Annotated in this window: 15 protein-coding genes and 1 pseudogene; 14 read left to right on the forward strand and 2 right to left on the reverse strand. The window is 48.8% G+C overall.

Features of this window, described 5'->3' with window-relative positions:
• Nucleotides 1-26: 26 nt before the first annotated feature.
• From A8707_RS09660 to A8707_RS09725, 14 genes are all read left to right on the forward strand, one after another.
• Nucleotides 27-1886 (forward strand): ABC transporter ATP-binding protein, encoded by a 1860-nt coding sequence (locus tag A8707_RS09660; RefSeq protein ID WP_068816602.1) that lies wholly within the window; start codon nt 27-29, stop codon nt 1884-1886.
• Between the two features lie 37 nt (nt 1887-1923).
• Complete coding sequence (locus A8707_RS09665; protein ID WP_068816603.1) at nt 1924-3306, forward strand: hypothetical protein; 1383 nt, start codon at nt 1924-1926, stop codon at nt 3304-3306.
• Between the two features lie 202 nt (nt 3307-3508).
• Nucleotides 3509-4696, forward strand: coding sequence for a glycosyltransferase family protein (locus A8707_RS09670; protein ID WP_082906308.1), 1188 nt, complete (start codon nt 3509-3511; stop codon nt 4694-4696).
• 71 nt (nt 4697-4767) lie between these two features.
• Entirely contained in the window at nt 4768-5652 is an 885-nt protein-coding gene (locus tag A8707_RS09675; protein WP_068816604.1) for a hypothetical protein, read from the forward strand.
• A 164-nt stretch (nt 5653-5816) separates the two neighbouring features.
• The gene (locus A8707_RS09680) at nt 5817-6872 is read left to right on the forward strand and encodes an NAD-dependent epimerase/dehydratase family protein (RefSeq protein WP_068816605.1); all 1056 of its coding nucleotides are present in this window, start codon (nt 5817-5819) and stop codon (nt 6870-6872) included.
• Entirely contained in the window at nt 6873-8402 is a 1530-nt protein-coding gene (locus tag A8707_RS09685) for a GMC oxidoreductase (RefSeq protein ID WP_068816606.1), read from the forward strand.
• A gap of 22 nt (nt 8403-8424) precedes the next feature.
• On the forward strand, nt 8425-9423 hold the full coding sequence (locus A8707_RS09690) for a DUF6625 family protein (RefSeq protein WP_068816607.1): 999 nt from the start codon (nt 8425-8427) through the stop codon (nt 9421-9423).
• A gap of 25 nt (nt 9424-9448) precedes the next feature.
• Nucleotides 9449-10399, forward strand: coding sequence for a glycosyltransferase (locus tag A8707_RS09695; protein ID WP_068816608.1), 951 nt, complete (start codon nt 9449-9451; stop codon nt 10397-10399).
• A gap of 59 nt (nt 10400-10458) precedes the next feature.
• On the forward strand, nt 10459-11667 hold the full coding sequence (locus tag A8707_RS09700) for a glycosyltransferase family 4 protein (RefSeq protein WP_068816609.1): 1209 nt from the start codon (nt 10459-10461) through the stop codon (nt 11665-11667).
• A gap of 399 nt (nt 11668-12066) precedes the next feature.
• On the forward strand, nt 12067-13347 hold the full coding sequence (locus A8707_RS09705; RefSeq protein WP_068816610.1) for a glycosyltransferase family 4 protein: 1281 nt from the start codon (nt 12067-12069) through the stop codon (nt 13345-13347).
• A gap of 133 nt (nt 13348-13480) precedes the next feature.
• Complete coding sequence (locus A8707_RS09710) at nt 13481-15610, forward strand: GumC family protein (RefSeq protein ID WP_068816611.1); 2130 nt, start codon at nt 13481-13483, stop codon at nt 15608-15610.
• A 34-nt stretch (nt 15611-15644) separates the two neighbouring features.
• Nucleotides 15645-16826, forward strand: coding sequence for an SLBB domain-containing protein (locus tag A8707_RS09715; protein ID WP_082906309.1), 1182 nt, complete (start codon nt 15645-15647; stop codon nt 16824-16826).
• A 36-nt stretch (nt 16827-16862) separates the two neighbouring features.
• Nucleotides 16863-17291 carry a hypothetical protein gene (locus A8707_RS09720; protein ID WP_068816613.1) on the forward strand — a complete coding sequence of 143 codons (429 nt, stop codon included), beginning with the start codon at nt 16863-16865 and terminating at the stop codon, nt 17289-17291.
• Between the two features lie 59 nt (nt 17292-17350).
• On the forward strand, nt 17351-18760 hold the full coding sequence (locus A8707_RS09725) for an O-antigen ligase family protein (protein WP_068816614.1): 1410 nt from the start codon (nt 17351-17353) through the stop codon (nt 18758-18760).
• Nucleotides 18761-18768: 8 nt separating this feature from the next.
• Here the strand turns inward: A8707_RS09725 and A8707_RS09730 are convergent, their stop codons facing one another.
• Nucleotides 18769-18993, reverse strand: coding sequence for a transposase (locus A8707_RS09730; RefSeq protein ID WP_068816615.1), 225 nt, complete (start codon nt 18991-18993; stop codon nt 18769-18771).
• Between the two features lie 28 nt (nt 18994-19021).
• Nucleotides 19022-20246 (reverse strand): annotated as a pseudogene (locus A8707_RS28020) (IS630 family transposase).
• Nucleotides 20247-20402: the final 156 nt, after the last annotated feature.

Here is a 20402-nt window from a genome sequence, read left to right on the forward strand (position 1 = left end):
TGCTGAACAAATTTTTGAGAGACACTGTGAAACGGAAACATCTTCGGTCGAGTCGCCCAGGGCAAGCAGATCAAAAACAATCGAGCGATCGCTGGCAGAATGTAAGACAGCTCATGCGAATTGGGAGAGAGGTGCCCCGCAAGCCTCTCTACTTTGGCATCGCCTCAATGATTTTGGCCGCGCTGTTAGATGGGGCAGGAATTGGTTTAACCATTCCTTTCCTTCAGTTGCTGCTCAATGACGGTTCCAGCTTTCACCTGCCTGCCCTTCCGTTTTTACCCAATGCAGGACTGTGGCTAGCTCAGCAGCCAAAAGGGATTCTTCTCGCTTTCTTTAGTCTAATCCTATTGGCTTCTGTGGCGCTCAAGAGCGTCTTTGGCTATTTTGCTGAGGACGGCACAACCACTTACACGCAGAATATCATTGCCCTCTTCCGAAAGCGGCTCTATGAGAAATACCTCCATGCGCCAATTGCCTTCTTTGACAACGAAAAGATGGGCACGTTGTCGAATATGTTGGGAGAGGTCAACAACATCAGTATTCTGCTGAGTTGGGTCATTGGTCTTTTGATCAGTGTTACGATCCTGACCGCTTACATCGCAACAATGGTGCTGGTGTCTTGGCAACTAACCCTTCTCATTATCCTGCTGATCGGTGCGGTTGGGGTTGGGCTGACTCAAATGCTGACCAAGCTCAAGCCGTTGGGGAGAGCTGAGTATGAAGCTAGAGAGGCGCTGCATATCCGATTTCTCGACACGCTATCTGGTGTCCGAATTGTTCAGTCCTACGCAACTCAAGATTTTGAACTAAAGCGCTTTAGTCACCTCTGTGATGTGGTTAGAGATAGAGCCCTTTTGTCTTCTAAAAAGATGAGGCTGATTGATCCCCTGACGGAGCTTGCCACAATGGGCGTGGCGCTGCTCATTCTGGTACTCAGCTACAACTTGTTAATTACCAAAGGACTGTTGGGAACCTCAGAACTGCTCGCATTCATGCTGGCACTGATCAAGATTTTACCTGTGACCAAGCGCATCAATGCGGGTCGAGGGGCAATTCAACAATATTCGCCTTCGCTAGCTGTGGTGGTTAACACCTTATCATCTCAGAGGTCAGCAGCGCCCTTGTCAGGCACCCATCAGCTTGCCCACCTAAAAAAGGGCATCACCTTTCGGAATGTCAACTTCGCCTACAACGATCGCTCAAACGTTCTCGAAGATTTCAATCTAGAGATCCCCTGTGGAAAAACAGTTGCCTTAGTCGGTTCTTCTGGAGCCGGAAAGTCAACAGTAGCCGTGCTTGTGCCGCGATTTTATGATGTGACGAGCGGCTCGATCGAGATCGATGGTCAAGATATCCGTGACTATGATCTAAACTCCTTGAGACAGCGCGTCGGAACGGTTAGCCAAGACACCTATATCTTCAACACTTCAATCCGTGAGAATATCGCTTACGGTTTAGAGGATGTGAGCTATGAGCGTGTTGTAGAAGCTGCCCGTTTAGCCAATGCGGATGAATTTATCCAACAGCTACCCAACGACTACGACACACTGGTGGGCGATCGCGGGGTACAGCTATCGGGTGGGCAACGTCAGCGACTCTCGATCGCACGAGCTATCCTACGCGATCCTGACATTCTGATTTTGGACGAAGCAACGAGCGCTCTCGACTCTCAGTCTGAGCGGTTGGTGCAGGAGGCACTAGAGCGACTGCGCCAGAATCGCACCGTCCTCGTGATTGCCCATCGCCTATCGACTATTCGCAGCGCCGACTGCATTGTGGTCATGGAGAAAGGTCGAATTATCGAGTCTGGTAGACACGAGCATCTCCTCAAGAACAAAGGCACCTATTGGTCGTTCCACAACGTGCAGTCTGTGGCTGTAAGTTGATGAGACACCAATCTCCTGACCCAATCGAGCATCCATTATGCAATCTTTGAAGCGGCTGAAGCGAACTGCCTTAGGGCTGGTGTTGCTCGCACTGATATCGATGGCTGGCAGTTGTACGATCGGCAAAAGTGGTGATACAACCGCCGAGGCGACGAGTCACCCTATTCAAGTAGGAGGATCAACGATCGACCAAAGTACGATCGTAGCCACTCGACCTACAAGCATCTCCCCGCTATCGTTTAGTGCAGAACTGAGCCAATATGCTGCCCATCCAACCGCTCGTTCACGCACCGTAGACGAGATCTACAGTCGCACTGCAACCTCTGGGATTAATCTGCCGCCCGGTTATGTGGCAAAGCGCAAAGAGATCATTCAGATGTATCAGGCATCTGGAATTGATCTCTCTCTAGACAAGGAGGAATTACGCAAACTTAGACCTAAAAAATGGTCAAAAAGTACGCCTCAGCCGCTTAACGGCAGCTACGCCCAGCCCTACTCGATCGACGCGCCGTTTTACCATAAAATCCCCTCGAAGTTGCCTCGTGTTCAATTGCCGATCGGCTATGTTCAGAGCGGTCATATTTCAACGTTAGGGTCTTCTGGAGATGGGTCTGATGGCTTTGGAATTGGACTCGTGATTTCTAAGGCGACAGACCCCGTTCGACAGCTATCGCTTGCGAATGGAGCCTACGCAAAAAAGGGAGAGTGCCCCCAGCACAACCCATTCAAGGGCTACAATAGCTCAACGCATATTCGCAATAGCGCCAATGTCCGGCTAGGGGGAAGCGGAGAGGGTGTCCCTTACGATTCTTCAGATAAAACAGTGATCTGGCTCGACAGTTCAGACAACACGACTGTTGCAACCTGGGTTTCGTTGCCTGACTGCGATCGACCCGATTTAGGCACAAAGCTTGGAGATTGGTCTGGGGAGGCGGTCACCTCAAAAGAAACATTGCCCAACCTGGGAGATCAGGGAGGAATCAACGCGGCAGCGAAGTCAGATTTAGTGGCGTTGATTCGTCCGGGGGAAGCGATCGACCCCAATAAACCGATTCCTCATGCACTGAGTGGACCCGTTAAAAACGCCTGGAAAGCGATCGTTTATCCGGCAAACAATGTCGATAACTCGATCGACCAAAATAACCGAGGACTGCTCGGATACGGTTTTTTAGTTCAGCTTGACCCCAACTTCGATTTGACAAAAATCAAGCTATCGCTACCTGCGCGTCGGATTTTAGAAGCCATTCAAACCTACGGCTGGTATATGGATGATACTGGAGTGCGAGATTTTGATATTAAAGGAAATTTCAGTGGTGCAGAGTTTGCTCCCTTTGGTGGAGTGGACGCAGTTGACGCTGAGATCTTGACCGTTCTGAAAACCCAGAAGCTTTTTGTAGTTCCTCCTCTGGTCAAGCGATAAACGGCGTTGCTGAATCGATCTCTGAAGCACAGATTTTACCCTCACCCTAGCCCTCTCCCAAAAGGAGAGGGGACAAGAGTTCTGGCTCCCTTCTCCTTTTGGGAGAAGGGCTGGGGAAGAGGGCATTTCATATCTGCATTCAGCAACGCCCGATAAACAACCTTCCGAGTCATCTTCAGCCCGTTTTTTAGGAGGCTTAACCATGCAATATCAAGAAATTAAAGAATGGATCAAGCAGAGCAACCTCGCCTGGCTTGTGAAGTATTTAAAAGGATTTCTGGAGCTAAAAGACAGAATCCTGGAGCTAAAAAACAGGTTGTCTGCTAAGACTTGGGCAGATCAGTCGATCGTCTATTTCGCGGGTCACACTACGTATGAGTGGTCCCCAGAGAGTCTCAAAACTGGAATTGGAGGGTCTGAAACTGCGATCATTAACCTGGTGAAAGAGTGGAGCAAGCTGGGTTACTCAGTGACAGTTTACGGCAACTTTGGCGAAAAAGCTGGCGTATACGATGGAGCAACTTATCGGCACTATACTGAGTTCAATCGCTTTGACACGTTTGACACGTTGATTCTTTGGCGACGGTTAGATTCTCTAAACTTTTCTTACAAAGCGAATCGAGTCTGGTATGACGTGCATGACGTGCTTTATAAGCACCAGTTCAATGAGCAGAATTTGAAAAATATAGACACAATCTTTTTCAAATCGACCTATCAGCGAGGACTGCTTCCCCAGGTTCAAGACGGTCAGTTTGTCATTATTCCGAATGGCGTGAATCTTTCAATTCTTGACATTGATGTAACTCATAAAGATCCCTACAAACTCGTCTATGCGTCCAACTACCAGCGCGGACTTGAACTGATGCTGACTCGTGGATGGCACATCATTAAACGGGAGATCCCAGAAGCTGTCTTGCATATTTACTATGGATGGAATTTCACCGATTTGATGTATGGCGATGACCCAGAGTATCAACGCTGGAAGGACAACATGATTCAGTTGATGAAACAGCCTGGCATTGTCGAGCATGGCAAAGTGGGTCAGGACGTTTTGCTCGCAGAAAAAGCGAACGCAGCCATCCACTATTACGCAACTAACTTTGAAGAAATGGATTCGGTTTCTGTCAAGGAATCGGCGATCTTAGGCTGTTTGCCTGTGACGACTGACTATGGAGGTTTAGCAGAGAAAGGTTACTGTCTCAGGCTCCCTGGAGATCCGAATGATCCAAAGATTCAAGAAGCAGTGGCGGGCAAAGTCGTAGAGCTGTTAAAAGACCCGGTAAAGCTGGAAGAATTGAGCCAGAATTCTAGACAAATCGCGGGAACTGAGACGTGGAATAACATTGCCCAACTTTGGCTCGACCAGATGACGCAATCAAGACACCGATGAATGCGGAATGGGGCACGTTCTAGTAGAAGTAAAGGAAGCGTCTTGACACACTGTTGTATAGAGCACACAAAATGAAGAAAGCTATTGTTACGTTGGCGATCGGGAAACCTTATGAGGCGATGTTCAACAAACATTGCCAGCCCTTATGGTCTTTGTATGCAGAAAAACATGGGTTTGACCTGATTGTGATTACAGACGCTTTAGATGACTCTCCAAGAGCAAAATCGAGAACTCCGGCATGGCAAAAATGCTTAATCTTCTCAGACCCAAGAGTTCAACAATACGATCGAGTGGTTTGGGTGGATACTGACATCTTGATCAATCCAAACAGTCCTGATGTCACGTTTGGAGTGCCCCTTGAAAAGATTGGGGTAGTTGATGAAGCGGCAACGCCTCACAAAGATGACCTCAAGCTTTACCTAGAGAGGTTTTATCAATACTTATATCCTGGCAAAAGCAGTGTCGCCGTTGACCCCGCAAAAGCTCCCAACCAAGCAATGACAGAGTATTTAAAGTATGCGTTCAATCCTTCAGCCTACTACAATGACTTTGGGCTTGATGGCAACTTTGAATCTATTGTGCAAACGGGTGTGATGGTGTTGTCACCTAGCCACCATCGAGAACTGCTAGAGTCTGTGTATTACAACTATGAAGATAAAGGTCCAGAGTGGAACTATGAGCAAAGACCTTTGGGCTACGAAATCCTGAAGCAGAAGAAAGAATTCTGGATGCCGACAAAATTCAATATGACTTGGGTGATTCTCAAAGCGCTCCAATACCCGTTTTTAGATTCACCATCGACTTTGACAGAAAGGTTACTTACAAAAGTGGGAATTGATTTCAGGGCTTCGCTGATTTCGGAATGTATGACCGCAACATTCTTGAATAATTATTTTCTCCACTACGCAGGCGGCAAAGGGAGCGATATGCAATACGTCAATGCGCCCAATCAGTAACCCGAACTCAGGTTATTTAATTCCAACTCCTAATTATCAATACTCCGGACATTTTTTGAGGCAGAGGCTGAAACCCGCATTCCACCGTTGGTATTTGCCTCAGTGATGATGCTGAAACCCGCATTCCACCATTGGCGATTTAAAATTGTCCGGACTGTTGAATTATGACTGCATCAAAGATTTTCGTCACGGGTGCTAGTGGATTTATCGGTCAAGCGCTTGTTGTAAAACTCCTTGAGCAAGGACATCATATTCTCGCGGCTGATGATTCTCGGTCTGCAATTGATTCACCTGATCAAGCCAGTGTTTCTGATCTGAAACTAGACCGACTCGATCGAGCAGCATTGCTGCCACACCTTTCGGGCTGTGACTGCGTAGTGAATCTTGCCCATCCTCATCAAGGGACTCTGCAAGAGCAATTTAGGAGTGCGATCGAGTCTACCCAAACGCTCCTTCAAGCTTGTGCAGCAGCCCAAGTAAAGAAGTTTGTTCACATCAGTTCAACGTCTGTTTATGGCGATCCGCCTCCTTCTCGTATCATTACCGAAGAGTCGCCTTGTCTTGCCTCGCTCAGACCTCAGACCTCCATTCAGCAAGCGCTCGAACATCTCGTTCTACAAACAGAAGCAGGAGATACTGAGGTCGTTGTGCTTCAGCTTGGTCGGGTGTATGGTCCTGGAAAAGGAGGGGAGACGGCTCGAACGCTAGACCAAATGAAAACCGCTTTCATGGCGATCGCGAGATATGGAACAGGTTACTGTAATCCGATTTATATCGATGATGTGGTGACGGCAATAATTCGAGCCTGCGAGGGTTCAAATCTTCACGGGCAGCGCTTCATTGTCAGTCACGATCAGCCTGTTCTCTGGAAAGAGTTGCTCTGTGGTTATGAATCTATCTTGGGAACAAAAAGCTTAATTCATCTGCCGATCGATTATCAATGCGAACCTCAAGACTCGATTCCCTTTTTTAGAGAAGCCGTCTCAAAGATGCTTAAGAAAAAAAAAGTAATGGAAGGAACCAGCGCGATCGCAAAAAAAATCTACGGGAAGTCGATTTATTATCCTTCTGCCGATGAGTTTCGCTCGCTGGTCGCTCAACCGATTTTTTCTAATCAAAAATCCCGCGATCGCCTAGACTTTCAGCCTCAGATATCTCTGCAAACTGGAATCGAGAGAATCCGCGAATGGTGGGGTCAAAACCTCCCAGAGACGGTGTAAATGTCTATACCATTCATATCAGATGACCAAATTGTTATCGTTGGAAGCGGTCCGACGGGCACCGTTGCGGCTTGGACTCTGGTCAAGGCTGGCTTTAAAGTCACCCTACTAGAATCGGGATGCAGTTTCCCCAAGAGTCTACATCTGCGCGTCAGAGATCGAGAAATTCGCCGTCCATATGCCTTAGAGCTTAGAGATCATGTCGCCTATCCGCAATTTGAGAATTTAGACGACCCTCTGACTCGATGGTTTAAGGCACACTTACTAGGAGGGCTTGGGAGTTTTTGGGGCGGCGTGGTTTTGCGGTTTGCCCCAGAAGATTTCACGGAGGGGGAATCTATTTCAGAGCGGTATCGCTGGCCCATTGGGTATGCGGATCTTGAGCCTTGTTACAGCCGCGTCGAACACCTGATTGGGGTCAGCGGCGGCAAAGTTTCCGTGCCTGTTCTGCCAGCCTGTCACGTTAACCACACTCTTGAGGTGCCCCCAGAATTTTCTGACCTTGCGGCAGCGGCTCAGAAACTAGACCGATGGCTGCTGCCTGCCAATCATGTTTATGGCAAATCAACCCTATTCAGTCAAATTCCTTCTCCCGCTAACATTGGTGTTCGCCTGCTGGGTCAACTGCGACGACACAAAAACTTTCGGCTGATTAGCAACGCCCATGTGACTCAACTGCATCTGCATCAGACCAAGGCGTTGGTGGCAGGCGTTGAGTATCTCGATCGACAAAGCGGCGAACTCTGCTTTCAATCTGGCAGGGCTGTGATGCTGGCAGCAGGACAATTAGGGTCAACTCAGATTTTGTTGAACTGTAGCAATGGGATTATCAATGCTGATGGTTTGATTGGTCGATATCTTCATGACAATATGTATGCAGCTTATACTTATCAGATCGATCGCCCCCCTCTAAAGGAGTCTTTAGTTTCATACCTGACTCGCCCAGACTACTCAAAAGCAAAGCCTTTACAGACGACTGGTTTTCAGGTTTATGCGGGGGCACTCAACCAGAAACCGCTGGCTAATTCCAAGCTGCGATCGAATCTAGGATTGGGTTCTCCACCGCCGCAAGATGAAGGAGTTCCCCTTTTATTTGCCTGCTTTGGCACTCAAATCCCCCATGATTCTCGCTGTGTTTCTCTGCATCCCCACGCTAAAGATGAATATGGGCTGCCGCTCCTTAGAATCAGCACTCGTCACGACTCAGATGACATTGCCACACTTGATGAAGGTCGGCGTGCGGTTGAAGCGCTAATGGAGATAGCAGGCTGGCAGTTTTCATCTAAAAGCAGTGCGATCGAGCCGCCCGGAACGTCTGTCCACTTTGGCGGAACGGTCAGAATGCACACTGACCCCAAGCTTGGAGTTGTGAATGCAGTGAACGCCATGCACGAGATTCCGAATCTTTTTGTCATTGACGCGAGTTGTTTCACGACATCTGTTGAGAAGAATCCGACCCTGACAGCGATGGCGATCGCAATGCGAGCCGCCGACTTGTTGAGTCAAAACAGTCGATCTCTAGGTCACTAACTTAACGGAGGAAAATTAGGCTATGAGTCGAATTGCGCTAGTTATTTTTTATGCAGGTCCTTTACCTGATTATTTCCGATATTTCTCTGAATCACTGGCTCGTAACCAAGATATCGACCTTGATGTTTATCTTTTTAACGATCATCTATCTCAACCCAATTTGTCTGGAAACCTGAAAACAATTCCTCTGACATTGAGCCAGTTTAATCACCTTGCATCTGAGAAATTAGAGATTCCAATCAATGTGAATTGGGGATATAAACTCAGCGAGTTTAGACCTGCATTTGGGGTAATTTTTGAAGACTATCTGAAAGATTACGACTTCTGGGGATATTGCGATCTCGACATCATTCTGGGAAAAATTAGTCACTTTCTGACTGAGGAAATCCTAGCAACTTACGATGTGATCACTGCCTCTGAAATCCAGCTAGTAGGTCACTTTGTCCTGTTCCGCAACAATCCTACCGTCACAAACTTATTTCGCGAAACCGAAGATTACATCACAATGTTTACTGATAATGAGCAGTACCATAACTTTGATGAATCCTGTAGGAGATTCTACGGCAGACCGCTTTCTTTTGATGATCTGAAAGAAACCTCTCAACTTGCTTCCATCTATGACCTTGTGATGAATTCTAAGGAGAAATATAATCTCAAAATTTATATGAATTCAATGTGTCGAGAGGAACCGCCATTTAACTTTACCTATCGAGATGGCGTGTTTTTTGACTCCATTACTCAAAAAGAGTTTCTATATTTCCACTTGGTTAAAGCAAAGTTGTTTTACTTATTTCATTTCTATCTACCGTCGATGCCGCATTTGCCTGCTAAATTTAGCATCGTGACTGGTGGAATTATTCCCGATGATTCAGGTAACGCTCTGAGAAAATTGACCTGGCGTATGCAGCGATCGCAGTTCATTCTGGGTTATTTCCTCAAAAAAATTTGGAGCAAACTCAAGTTTGAGCCGAGACAAACGCTACCCGGATGGGAGCGTAAAGAATTGAAAAGTGACGGATAACAATCAATTAGAAAAAGTAACTTGTATGGAATTTCCTATCTCTGTGATCATTTGCAGTCACAATCCCACCCCTGCTTATCTGAGCCGAGTCCTAGATGCGCTCAAATCGCAAACATTACCTGCTGACCAATGGGAACTTTTGTTGGTGGACAACGCAAGTCAAGACCCTTTGGATGGGAGAATTGACCTCAGTTGGCATCCTCATGCTCGTCACATTGTTGAATCAAAGCTAGGACTGGTCAATGCTCGTTTGCGTGGGCTAAAAGAAATCAAGGGTAAGCTCTGCGTCTTTGTCGATGACGACAACGTTCTCGACTCAGATTATCTGCAAGTTGCCCTTGAGATTTGTCAAACTTGCCCAATGATCGGTGCTTGGAGCGGTCAGATCGTCCCCGATTTTATTGGCGGCACCCCTGAAGAATGGACTCGCCCGATGTGGAATCTGTTGGCACTCGATCAGTTTGACAAAGATGTCTGGTCAAACATCGACACGGTAGAAACTATGCCCGTTGGAGCGGGGATGTGTATTCGCAGAGAAGTCGGACAAATGTATGTCAACCTGCTTGAAACCGACGACCGCCGATTGCTGCTAGGTCGTCGAGGCAGCACAGGCAAGATTCTGGCAAGCAACGAAGACACCGACATGGCTTTATCGGCTCTCGATATTGGTTTAGGAATTGGAAAGTTTGCCCGATTGAAGCTGATTCACATTATTCCTGCTAGTCGGCTCACCGAAGAGTATCTGCTCAAAATCCTGAAAGGGATTGTATACTCCATGAAAATCATGCACTACTTGAGAGGCGTTCCCGAAGTGACAGAAGCGCTTTCTTGGAAACGCAGAGTGCGGATCTGGGTTTACAACACTTTTAGCATGACTCCATTAGAGCGCAAGTGTATGCTGGCGACTAAAGAAGCACAAGACCTTGCAGATCGGCAGATTCACGCCCTGAGCAGTGGGTCTTCTGCTATGAACTAATTCTCGATCGCAGGATCGATCGAGGTTCTCATTCATGATGATGATTCGGTTAAAGACTTATGCGTAGACCGATTTTGACGGTGTTTTACCAGTTTGACCCGTGGAGCAATAGCTTAGGGGGCATCCAGACAATCATTCGTTCTTTCGTTAAATACGCGCCTGACACCTTCGAGATACGGCTCGTCGGAACGCAAGTTGAAGAACGGATTCAACCTGGGCAGTGGCAAGAGAGAGAACTGGCAGGGCGCAAAATTCAGTTTATGCCTTTATTTACGCAGCCCAAAGAGAATCGTAAAAGTTTGATCCCAGACTCTGTTCGCTATACGGCTGGTTTGCTGCGTCAGTGTTTGGCATCAGATTTTATGCACTTTCATCGTCTAGAACCCACTCTAGCAACCCGCAACTGGGTCGGAGATAAAACCTTGTTTATCCACAATGATATTCAGCAACAGGTTCAGTCTTCCGATCGCAAAGGCAGCATTCTCTGGCAATATCTTCCCGCCGCTTACTTTGCGATCGAGCGTCAGGTCGTCTCCCAATTCACCGAGATTCTCTCCTGCAACACGGCTTCAGCAACCTTTTATAAGCAGCGCTATCCAGCCTGCGCCGATCGGGTTCGCTATCTCCGTAACACCGTTGATGATGACGTGTTCTTTCCGCTCTCACCCGGTGAGCGAGAACACGCTCGGCAGGAATTTGCGCGATCGCAGAAGCTAGACAGCAAAACTCGCTTCGTTCTGTTTGCGGGTAGGCTTCACCCTCAAAAAGATCCGCTCTTGCTCGTGCGGGCGATCGCCGCCTTAGACGATCCCACCACTCACCTGCTCATTGCAGGCGAAGGCGATCTTGCAGACGCGATCAGATCTGAAATTGCTCAGCTTGAACTTGACGATCGCGTCACCCTATTGGGGGCACTACCGCAGAGCGAAATGGCAAAGCTACAGCGTCTTGTCAGCGTTTTTGTGCTTTCGAGTGCCTATGAAGGTCTGCCTGTTACCGTTTTAGAGGCGCTGGCAAGTGGTACGCCCGTCGTCACGACTCGCTGCGGCGAAACGCCCAACTTGCTCGATCGCCAAAGCGGGGTCGTGTGTGACGATCGCACGGCTGCTGGACTCGCTGCTGCCATTCAGCAGGTATTAGCTTCCCCCCCAGACTTTCCATCACAAGCCTGCGTAGACTGTGCAGAGCCTTATCGAGCGCGCACCGTGGTTAAAAGCATCTGTGATGGCATGATGCAGCGATGGAATCAGCAACAGCCCCCAGCATAGCGACTCAAGCAGCTACGACGATGCACCTTCTTTTGAGTGAGAGCATCTTTAAAGCGGACTGAGATCTGATCAAATTCCATCAAGCTGAAAACTTCAAGGCATGTTCATCGAGCATTGCCTGTTGTGTTGTGCTGCTCGGCTGACCGCCCACTGATCAGACATTTCATGATTAGACCTCTTGCACGGATACTCTGCCCCTAGCCCTCTCCCCAGGGAGAGGGAACAAGCGGTTCTAGCTCCCTTCTCCCCAGGGAGAAGGGTTGGCGAGGGCTTCGACCCACTTCGTGAGGAGGGCAAAGGATTTACGCAGGGGGTCTATTCTTCCTCCAATCCTGAGGTTGCAGTATTCAGCATCTATCAAATTATTTCAGATTGACTCTTTAATTTAAGGAAACCAGAATGAAAATTGCAGTGATCGGTGCGAAAGGATTGCCCCCAGAACAAGGCGGAATTGAACATCATTGTGCAGAGATTTATCCGCGTATGGTCGAGCAGGGTCACTCGGTAGACCTCTTTGCCCGATCGTTCTATACCAATATGCCTGCATGGAGTCGGCACGACTATAAGGGCGTTCAAGTGACCTCGCTTCCCTGCCTCAAAAGAGGCGGCGCAGATGTCATCGTGAGTTCAGCTTTAGGTTCAATGCTCACTGCGGGTAAGTATGATGTTATCCACTTCCACGCTCTAGGTCCTGCGTTGTTTAGCTGGGTTCCTCGAATGATTTCTCCTGCCAAAATCGTAGTTACCTGCCACGGCTTAGACTGGCAACGGGCGAAATGGGGCAAATTCGCCAAACTGTCGATCTTACTGGGTGAACAATTTGCGGCTTCTTGCGCTCATGAAATCGTGGTCGTGTCAGAAGCTCTGCGACCTTACTTTCTCAAAACCTATGGGCGAGACTCGACCTATATTCCTAATGCTCCAGCGACGTATGCCAAATCTGATCCAACCTTCACCTGGGGCACGTCACTTGGGTTAGAGCAGGGACGCTACCTCGTATTCTTGGGCAGACTGGTTCCTGAAAAATGTCCAGATCTCTTAATCCAAGCCTTTCAAGCGCTTCAACCCCAAGGATGGAAACTGGTTTTGGTCGGTGGCGATGATGCCCCAGAATTTAAAGAACGCCTGTTAAGCTTGGCGGATGACAACCCTAACATTCTCTTTACAGGCCAACTCTTGCGCGATCGTCTCGCTGAAATTGTCAGAGGTGCAGGAATGTGTGTGATGCCCTCGAACATCGAAGGATTACCAATGGCGATGTTAGAGGCGATGGCAGAAGGAGTGCCCATTATTGCCAGCAACATTCCGCCGCATCAGCAGCTTTTAGGCGAAAATCGGGGTGTGCTTTTTCGGAAAGGAGACCTGAAGGGATGCATTCAGAAGCTAGAGTGGGCAATTTCGCACATGGATGCACTCAAACCGATCGCTGAACGAGCAAAATCCTACGTGAAATCTACCTTCAATTGGGATCACATCACGACCCAATTCTTAGATTTGTATGAAGCTAGCGTAGACCAATCTCAAATTTCTGTTAAAGAATCTGTGTCGATCCATCCCAATTTAGGTACATCCGCTATGCTTGACGAAGTTGTCACCTACGCGAAATACCTAGATAAAGACATTGCTCTCACACCTGATCAAACCCCCACCCCAATTGAAGCAAAAACCTCTCATCCCTAAAAGTCGCTCTCTTTCTACAGATTAGCCAACCTGGGAGAACCATGCCTAAATACGAAAAGATACTCAGACTTGAGACTTTATTGAGATTACTGGGCTGGCACAACCACTACCCTCTCGTCACAGGATAGATTTCATGAATGAGATGCCTGCAATCGCACCAGTAATCAAACGCAATTTTTGGAATGCCCTGCTGGCTTTTACAGCAGTGGTGGGTGGCTCATATGCCTACCTCAAGATGACCCCTCCAGTCTACGAGGGGTCAGTCCGATTAATTTTAGACGATCAACGGTTGAGTGTTTCTGAGCTAGGTCAAGCGATCGCGGCAAACCCAACCCCTGGAAATGCCAATCCGATCGCCACCCAAGCTGAACTGATTGCCTCAGAGCGGGTTCTTAAACAAGCCGCCCTTTTGCTCTCTACCTCTGGACTCGACGAAAAAGCTCCTGAACCGGGCGAAATCGCGTCTGCTCTTAAAGTCAAGATTGTTCCGGCGACCAACATTTTGGAGGTGTACTACACCAATCGCAATCCAAAAGTCGTAGCAGCCGTGCTGAGCGCTATTTCACAAGCAACAGTGCAAGAAAGCGGAGAATCGATTCGTCAGCAGGCTTCCTCAGTGAGACAGTTTGTAGAAGCGAGAGTTCCACGTCAACAAGAAATGTTAGAAAGGGCGGAACTGGCAGAAAGTCAGTTTAAAGAAGCCAATGGAATTGTTGCGCTAGACGAGCAAGACAAAAATTTGGTCAACAGCTTATCAGTCGTAGAAGACCAAGCACGAACTTTATCTGCCCAATTGTCAGAGGCTCAGAAAAAGAATGGGCAGCTACAGGGCATTATTGGGGTGAACAATGTTGAGACCGCATACATCACATCTCGCGCTGGGCAGGATGAAGAGCTGAAAGCACTGAGGGGCAAACTCACAGACTTAGAAGCTCAAGTGATTGATGCCCGCTCTCGACTGGGCGACCAAAACCCAGAGTTGCTGGCTTTAGTGCAGAAGCGAGATGAAACTCGCGCTTTTTATTCTCAAAGCCTTGTTCGGGTTGTTCCAAATTCATCGTCTGTTTCCTCTAAAAGTTTAGCAACCGACGATTTGAGTCGCGGCTTAATTGCCACCTATATTACAGGTGCAGTCGAGCAAAATGCGCTGCTTGAAAAGCTAAGAGCGCTGCGGGGTCAGCAAGAACCTTTGCGAGCGCGTCTTGCCTCACTGCCTGCAAAGCAGCGTGTGCTTTCAAGCCTCGATCGCAAGCGTGAGCAAGAAGCCCTGACGCTGAAAATGCTTCAAAGCAAGCTCGAAGAAGCTCGTATTGCAGAAGCGCAATTGATCAGTAATGTTCGGGTGATTGGACAGGCTTCTGTTCCGAGCACCCCTGCAAACCCTAAACCCGCTGTTGCCCTAATCTTAGGATTAGCCGCAGGTCTAGCATCTGCGACTGGAGTGATTTTGCTGGGTGAACTGTTAAACACCAAAGTCGGCAGTTCCTCTGAGATCGAAGATCAACTGAAGTTACCTGTGTTGGGAATTCTTCCTAGACGATTGCCGCTGCAACCGAGTCAATTAAATGGATTTCTGAACAATTCAGCCGCAGTCGAACCTTACCGCCGAATCCTCAAAACGCTCGAACTCAGCAATAAAGACTCTTTAAAGTCAATTCTTGTCAGCAGTAGCACTGCGGGCGAAGGAAAATCGAGCGTCGCGGCTCATCTAGCGATCGTTGCAGCGATGATGTCTCGCCGCACACTCTTAATTGATGCCGATCTGAGTCATCCTTTACAGCACCACTTCTTTGGCTTATCTCAACAACCCGGTCTCACCGATGTCGTGAGTGAAAGCGCCCCGCTGAACTCGGTCGTGCAGCCGACGACGATCGCGAATTTGAGTGTGTTAACCCAAGGGCAATGGCTCAATCGTCCTGCTCAAGTTCTAGAAGCCGACGCAATGAAAGCTTTAATGCAGACGGTGGCGAACGACTATGACTTGGTTATCATCGACACCTCTCCGGTCGCCCGTTTCGCAGATGCTATGACCCTGAGTGAATACACTGACGGAGTGGTGTTGGTCGTGCGCCCAGAGTTCACGCCCAAAGCAGCCGCCCTTCAGTCGATCGCAGACTTGGAGAGAAGCGGTGCTAAAATCTTGGGCGCGATCGTTAACCCAACGCCTGATCCACTGCGCGTCGATCGCTCCCCCTCTAGCCCATCCCCTGAATCAGCAGACAAACTACTTCCGCATCCAAGTTCTCTACCCTCTTCTGTTTAATCGTGTCTCAAATCAATCGCAGGTTAGTCGAACGATGAGAAAATCTTCCGTCTTACTCTATGCTCCTTTAGTGATGGCGATCGCGGTTGGAGCGCCTTCTAGTTTCGTCCTAGCTCAAACTCAGGACGGGATTCTAACCGATACTCAGACGACGACTCCCCTCAAACCTGGAGACCAGCTTCGTCTGACTGTGGCTGGATTCCCGGATCTCTCGAATGAACAACTGATTTTGTCGGATGGAACCATTCAGTTGCCGATGGTCGGTGTGCTCAGGGTTTCTAGACTGACTCCTATTCAAGCGGCTGCTTTGATTAAAACGTCACTACAGCCCTATGTTCGTCGTCCCCAAGTTGCGCTATCTCTCGTGAGCCCTAGTCCGCTTCGGGTGAGTGTAACAGGCGAAGTGTTGCAGCCTGGACCTCGGTTGATCAATCCGTTTGTTCAGCAAAATCAGCAAAACCGAGGAGCGGGTAATGCTGCTCAAAGCAGTAGCCCCGTCACCGTAAGCGATGTGCTGATTTTAGCGGGTGGAATTACACCCGATGCAGATCTGAGAAACATCATGATTCGCCGCATTGTCGCGAGTGATCCCACTGCTGTCAATTCAGCCGCAGTGCCGCAAGCTTTACCGATGCTCTCAGCGCGCAACAGCCTTCCCACACTTTCTCCCGGAACAGCTTTCCCTCCTTCTCCAGGGGCTTCCCTCTCTGCTCCTTCAGTGCCTACGTACACCATGATCCCTACTGAAATTAAAGTAGACTTGTGGGAAGCAGTGAAGAGCGGAAATTTGAGTGCAGATGCCCGAATCTATGATGGTGATGAGATTATAGTCCCGCGTGCTAAAGCAAATGATGCTGAGCAACAAGCACTACTAACGTCCACAATCGCGCCGACCAAAATTACGGTTCAGGTGACAGGAGAAGTAAATCGACCCGGACAGGTTGATGTTTCACCCACGGCGAGAGTGATTGACTCGATCGCGGCAGCCGGAGGAACGACCGACAAAGCGAACAAACGTACAGTTGAACTTTTCCGAATGTCTCCTCAAGGGCAACTAGAACGTCAGACCTTTGATCTTGATAAACCGTCTATTTCTCTTAGAAATGGAGATTTACTCGTGGTTCAGAAAACTGGCTCTAGTAAGTTCATCGATACGTTAGGTCGGATATTCCTACCTATCTACCCACTGACTACGATTCTTAATTTGTTTAGGTAAGTAATTAGACCAATCGATTCGCGAGGTAGGTTTAAAGTGCAGCAAAGGTGTAACCGAAACCGAAAACGGTCTAAAAGACGAGCCATCTATTGCCCGATCGACCACCATTATCTAGACAGCGCCAGCGCAAAATACACGCTATTTGCTGACGACTCTAAGCAACTGCAACAGCGCGGAGTCAGCCGAAAAAATGCGCTACTGTTGATGGCTAATCAATGCACTGTTGCGCTAGACGGAGAGTGGATAGAGGCTTTCTGGTGCCCAGAGTGTCAGAAAACTCAGTGGTATCACGTCCGCAAAACAGGTGATCGCTCTTATGAAATCTCCCGTGCACCTCAAGAGCTTTGGCAGCAAGCACAAGGCGTTCTACATCCAGACGGCAACCCTTCAGTTGGTGAGTTTACCCGGCGACAGTCTCGACTACCAAGCTGCAATGGCTTCAAAGACTTCAAATTTGTCAGCTAGTAGATTGCGGCTGACGGTTAGGTCGAGACTTCGCTTCTGTTCGCGAGTAAGGAAACATCATGGCGTATCTAGGATATCTGGTCGGCATCATCGGAACATTGATGGGAATTGCGATCGGGCTGATGACTGGAGCAAATCCGCTCTATGCAGGTTTGATGCTGCTAGTTCCTGCCGCAACCGTCTTTTTCTTTAAGAACGTCGAATTTTCCATTCTGGCACTACTCATTCTCAGAAGTGCGCTTGACCCGTTTTCCGATCGAGGAATACCAGGTGCATTTGCGATCGCGTTTTCTGCCTTGACCCTGATCTACATCACGGTTCAACTTCTGTGCAAGCGACCAGTTCAGATGGATGCTTTTGGATGGTTTTTTATAGGATGGATTTTGATTCAGGGAATTTGGGTTGTTTTGCTTCCCCTCAATGGTTTGGGACTGGGGAGCGAACAGATACCCGCCGCGCTACCTGCCGCAGTTCGAGAGTGGGTGAGAATCTCTTCTTGGCTGATGGCATATCTGCTTGTGTTCCAGATGAAAGGGCGGCTGCGCCCAGAGCAGGTGGCTAGTGGTCTCTTGCTTGCTTTAGTGATTCCTGTCTCAACTGCTTTCCTGCAAATGGTTGTTCCGGGTCACTTGCTGCCGTCATTTTTGGCTGTAAACGTAAACCAGGACGGTTTTCGGATCAATGGCACGCTAGGTGTTGCAAACACGTTTGTCACCTTTTTAATTCTCTTCATTGGTTTAACCTATTGGAAGATTAGCACGGTCAAAAATCGCCTGCCCTGGTTTTGTCTATTAGGTGCTCTTGTCCTCTGCTTAGTTACGACAAAAGTGCTGGTTGGCATTGTCATGCTGGTTGTGCTGATTGCGGCTCTGGTATTGCCCCGTCTGAGCTTTGGAAATTTAATTGGGGCTGCTCTGATATTAACCTTAATGATTGGATTGTTTGGAAGTACGGAGTATGGCATGGAACGTCTGAGTTCGGTGAGCCAAACGCCGCTCCTAAATCCTGATATCGACGTATCGCGTGCGATCTTACTGGCATCTTATGATCAAAACAGCTTCAACTGGCGTGTTGCCCAATGGAGTGCATTGATGGGAAATTGGAGCAACGCTCCTATTTTGGGTCATGGGCTGCAAACGACGAATTTTTTCAGTCCAATGTTTGCCTGGGCGCACAATGACTATGTTCGAGTGCTGGTCGAAGAAGGAATTGTAGGGATAATCCTGTTCCTTTTGTTTTTGGGAGTTCAACTAATCCGTTTAGTTCGTCTGATTCGTTCTCCCTTCACGGGGCGATCGCAGAAAAGCTTCTGTTCTGTTTTGGTTGCGTTTCTACTCTCAGCGATGGTTGGAATGCTGACCGAAAATATCTGGAGTCACACAGCACTGTTCTTTTACTGGTTTTCTTTGTTTGCGATCGTTGATTGGAAGTGGGGCGAGGAAGATGGAGTTCTGCTACAAAAAATTTGAGATACCTCCTAAGAAACACACTCCGGAGCAGTGGATTTAGGAACAAGGTCAAACCCCAGAGTTAGCGCCTTTTTCTTCAGGTTTTTAACGATCCGTTCTTGATACTTCTGCTGGGCTGCGTCCATGCCCGGATCGACATAGGATTGGTTCGATGTCCAGAGGTGATAGAAAATCCGTGCCAGTTTGTGCGCCGTTGCGGTAATGACCTTGGGGGTGCCCATCCGAGCTTGCATTCGACGATGGAAAGCGCCTAGTAGACAGTCAATCTGAAATTGCAGGGTAGAGTCGCTTCAACTTGATGCGGGCATCTTGGGTGGTGAAGCGCCAATCGACTGGGCAAGGGTGAGCATTGCGTGCGTGTTCCCAAGCCGCGACTTCCTGCGCCAACGTCTGTTGGTCAGGAATGCGGCGGTCAAGGCACTGACGCGAGAGGACACTGAGTTCAATCTCTGCCAGATTCAACCAACTACCGTGCTTGGGGGTGTAGTGAAACTGCAAGCGGTCGAGAATACGACGAGCTTCAGGGGGTGGAAAAGCTTTGTAAAGGGAGGCTTTAACATGAGTGTTGAGATTGTCTTGCACCACCCGCACGGCAATGGCATTTGGGAAAGCGACATCGACGAGATATAGCCATCGCCACTTTGCTTAGGACATTTTTGGTAGTGTGCTTCGCGTGCTGCCAAAATGTCCCTGTCCTAACCTATGTGGCGGTAGCTATACTTCATTTGATGAGCGTAATCGAGACAGGTGCGCTGATTCGTGACGCTCACATGCCGCCACCCGTGCAGCGGTGCAAAGCACATAAACAGATTGGCAGTGCCATTGCGCTCATACTCCGAGTCATAGCGTTCTGGGTGTCCGGGTTCTGCCGCTATGGGAGTGCGCGTTTCCTTGACCAGTTGTTTAGAGGCTTCATCAAAGCACACCAACGGGTAGCGAGGGTTGTCAAAGCTGGTGTAGAGTTGCAGCACGTCTTCCATCTGGCAAACGAACTCGGCGCTTTGCTCAGGGGGAATCACCCAGCAGTCCTTCTGCCACGGCTTTAGCTCGTTTTTTTCAGCGTTTGGCGCACCGTTTCGTGGGAGATGGTTTCGACAATCTCCAAGGCGACTAATCGGTCTCTGAGCAATCGCAGCGTCCATCGGGCACGACCTTCGGGGGCAGGACTACAGGTTAGAGCAACTAAGTGGGCTTCTTGTTCTCCATCGAGTAGTCGGGTTCTCGCGCGAGGTCGTTGCTTCAAGCACGCGGCAATCCCCTCTTCAACACAGCGTTGCCGGACTCGCTCAATCGTTGCCACACTCACCTTTAGCGCCGCACTGATCTCGCTATCGACCCATCCCCCCTCGGCGCTGGCAATGTCCGCTTGCAGCAGAATGCGAGCGTGGGTTATGGCGTAAGCAGCGGCTTTTCCGGTACGGCTGAACTGAAGAAGCTCCCAGCGTTCGGCGGGACTGAGCGAGACAATATATTTCTTCTGAGGCATGGCAATCAGGTAGTGACTTTCTTCCCCTAGAAATCCCTCAATCTACCTCTGACTGACTACTAGGGCAGAATGGGAACGACAGAGCGTTTGGGCTGCGATGCGGAGCGCGGTAGCGACCCGATTAGCCACTTGCCGAGTTTTAGAGCTTTTCCGCTT

Source organism: Phormidesmis priestleyi BC1401 (assembly GCF_001650195.1).
GTDB lineage: Bacteria > Cyanobacteriota > Cyanobacteriia > Leptolyngbyales > Leptolyngbyaceae > Phormidesmis_A > Phormidesmis_A priestleyi_B.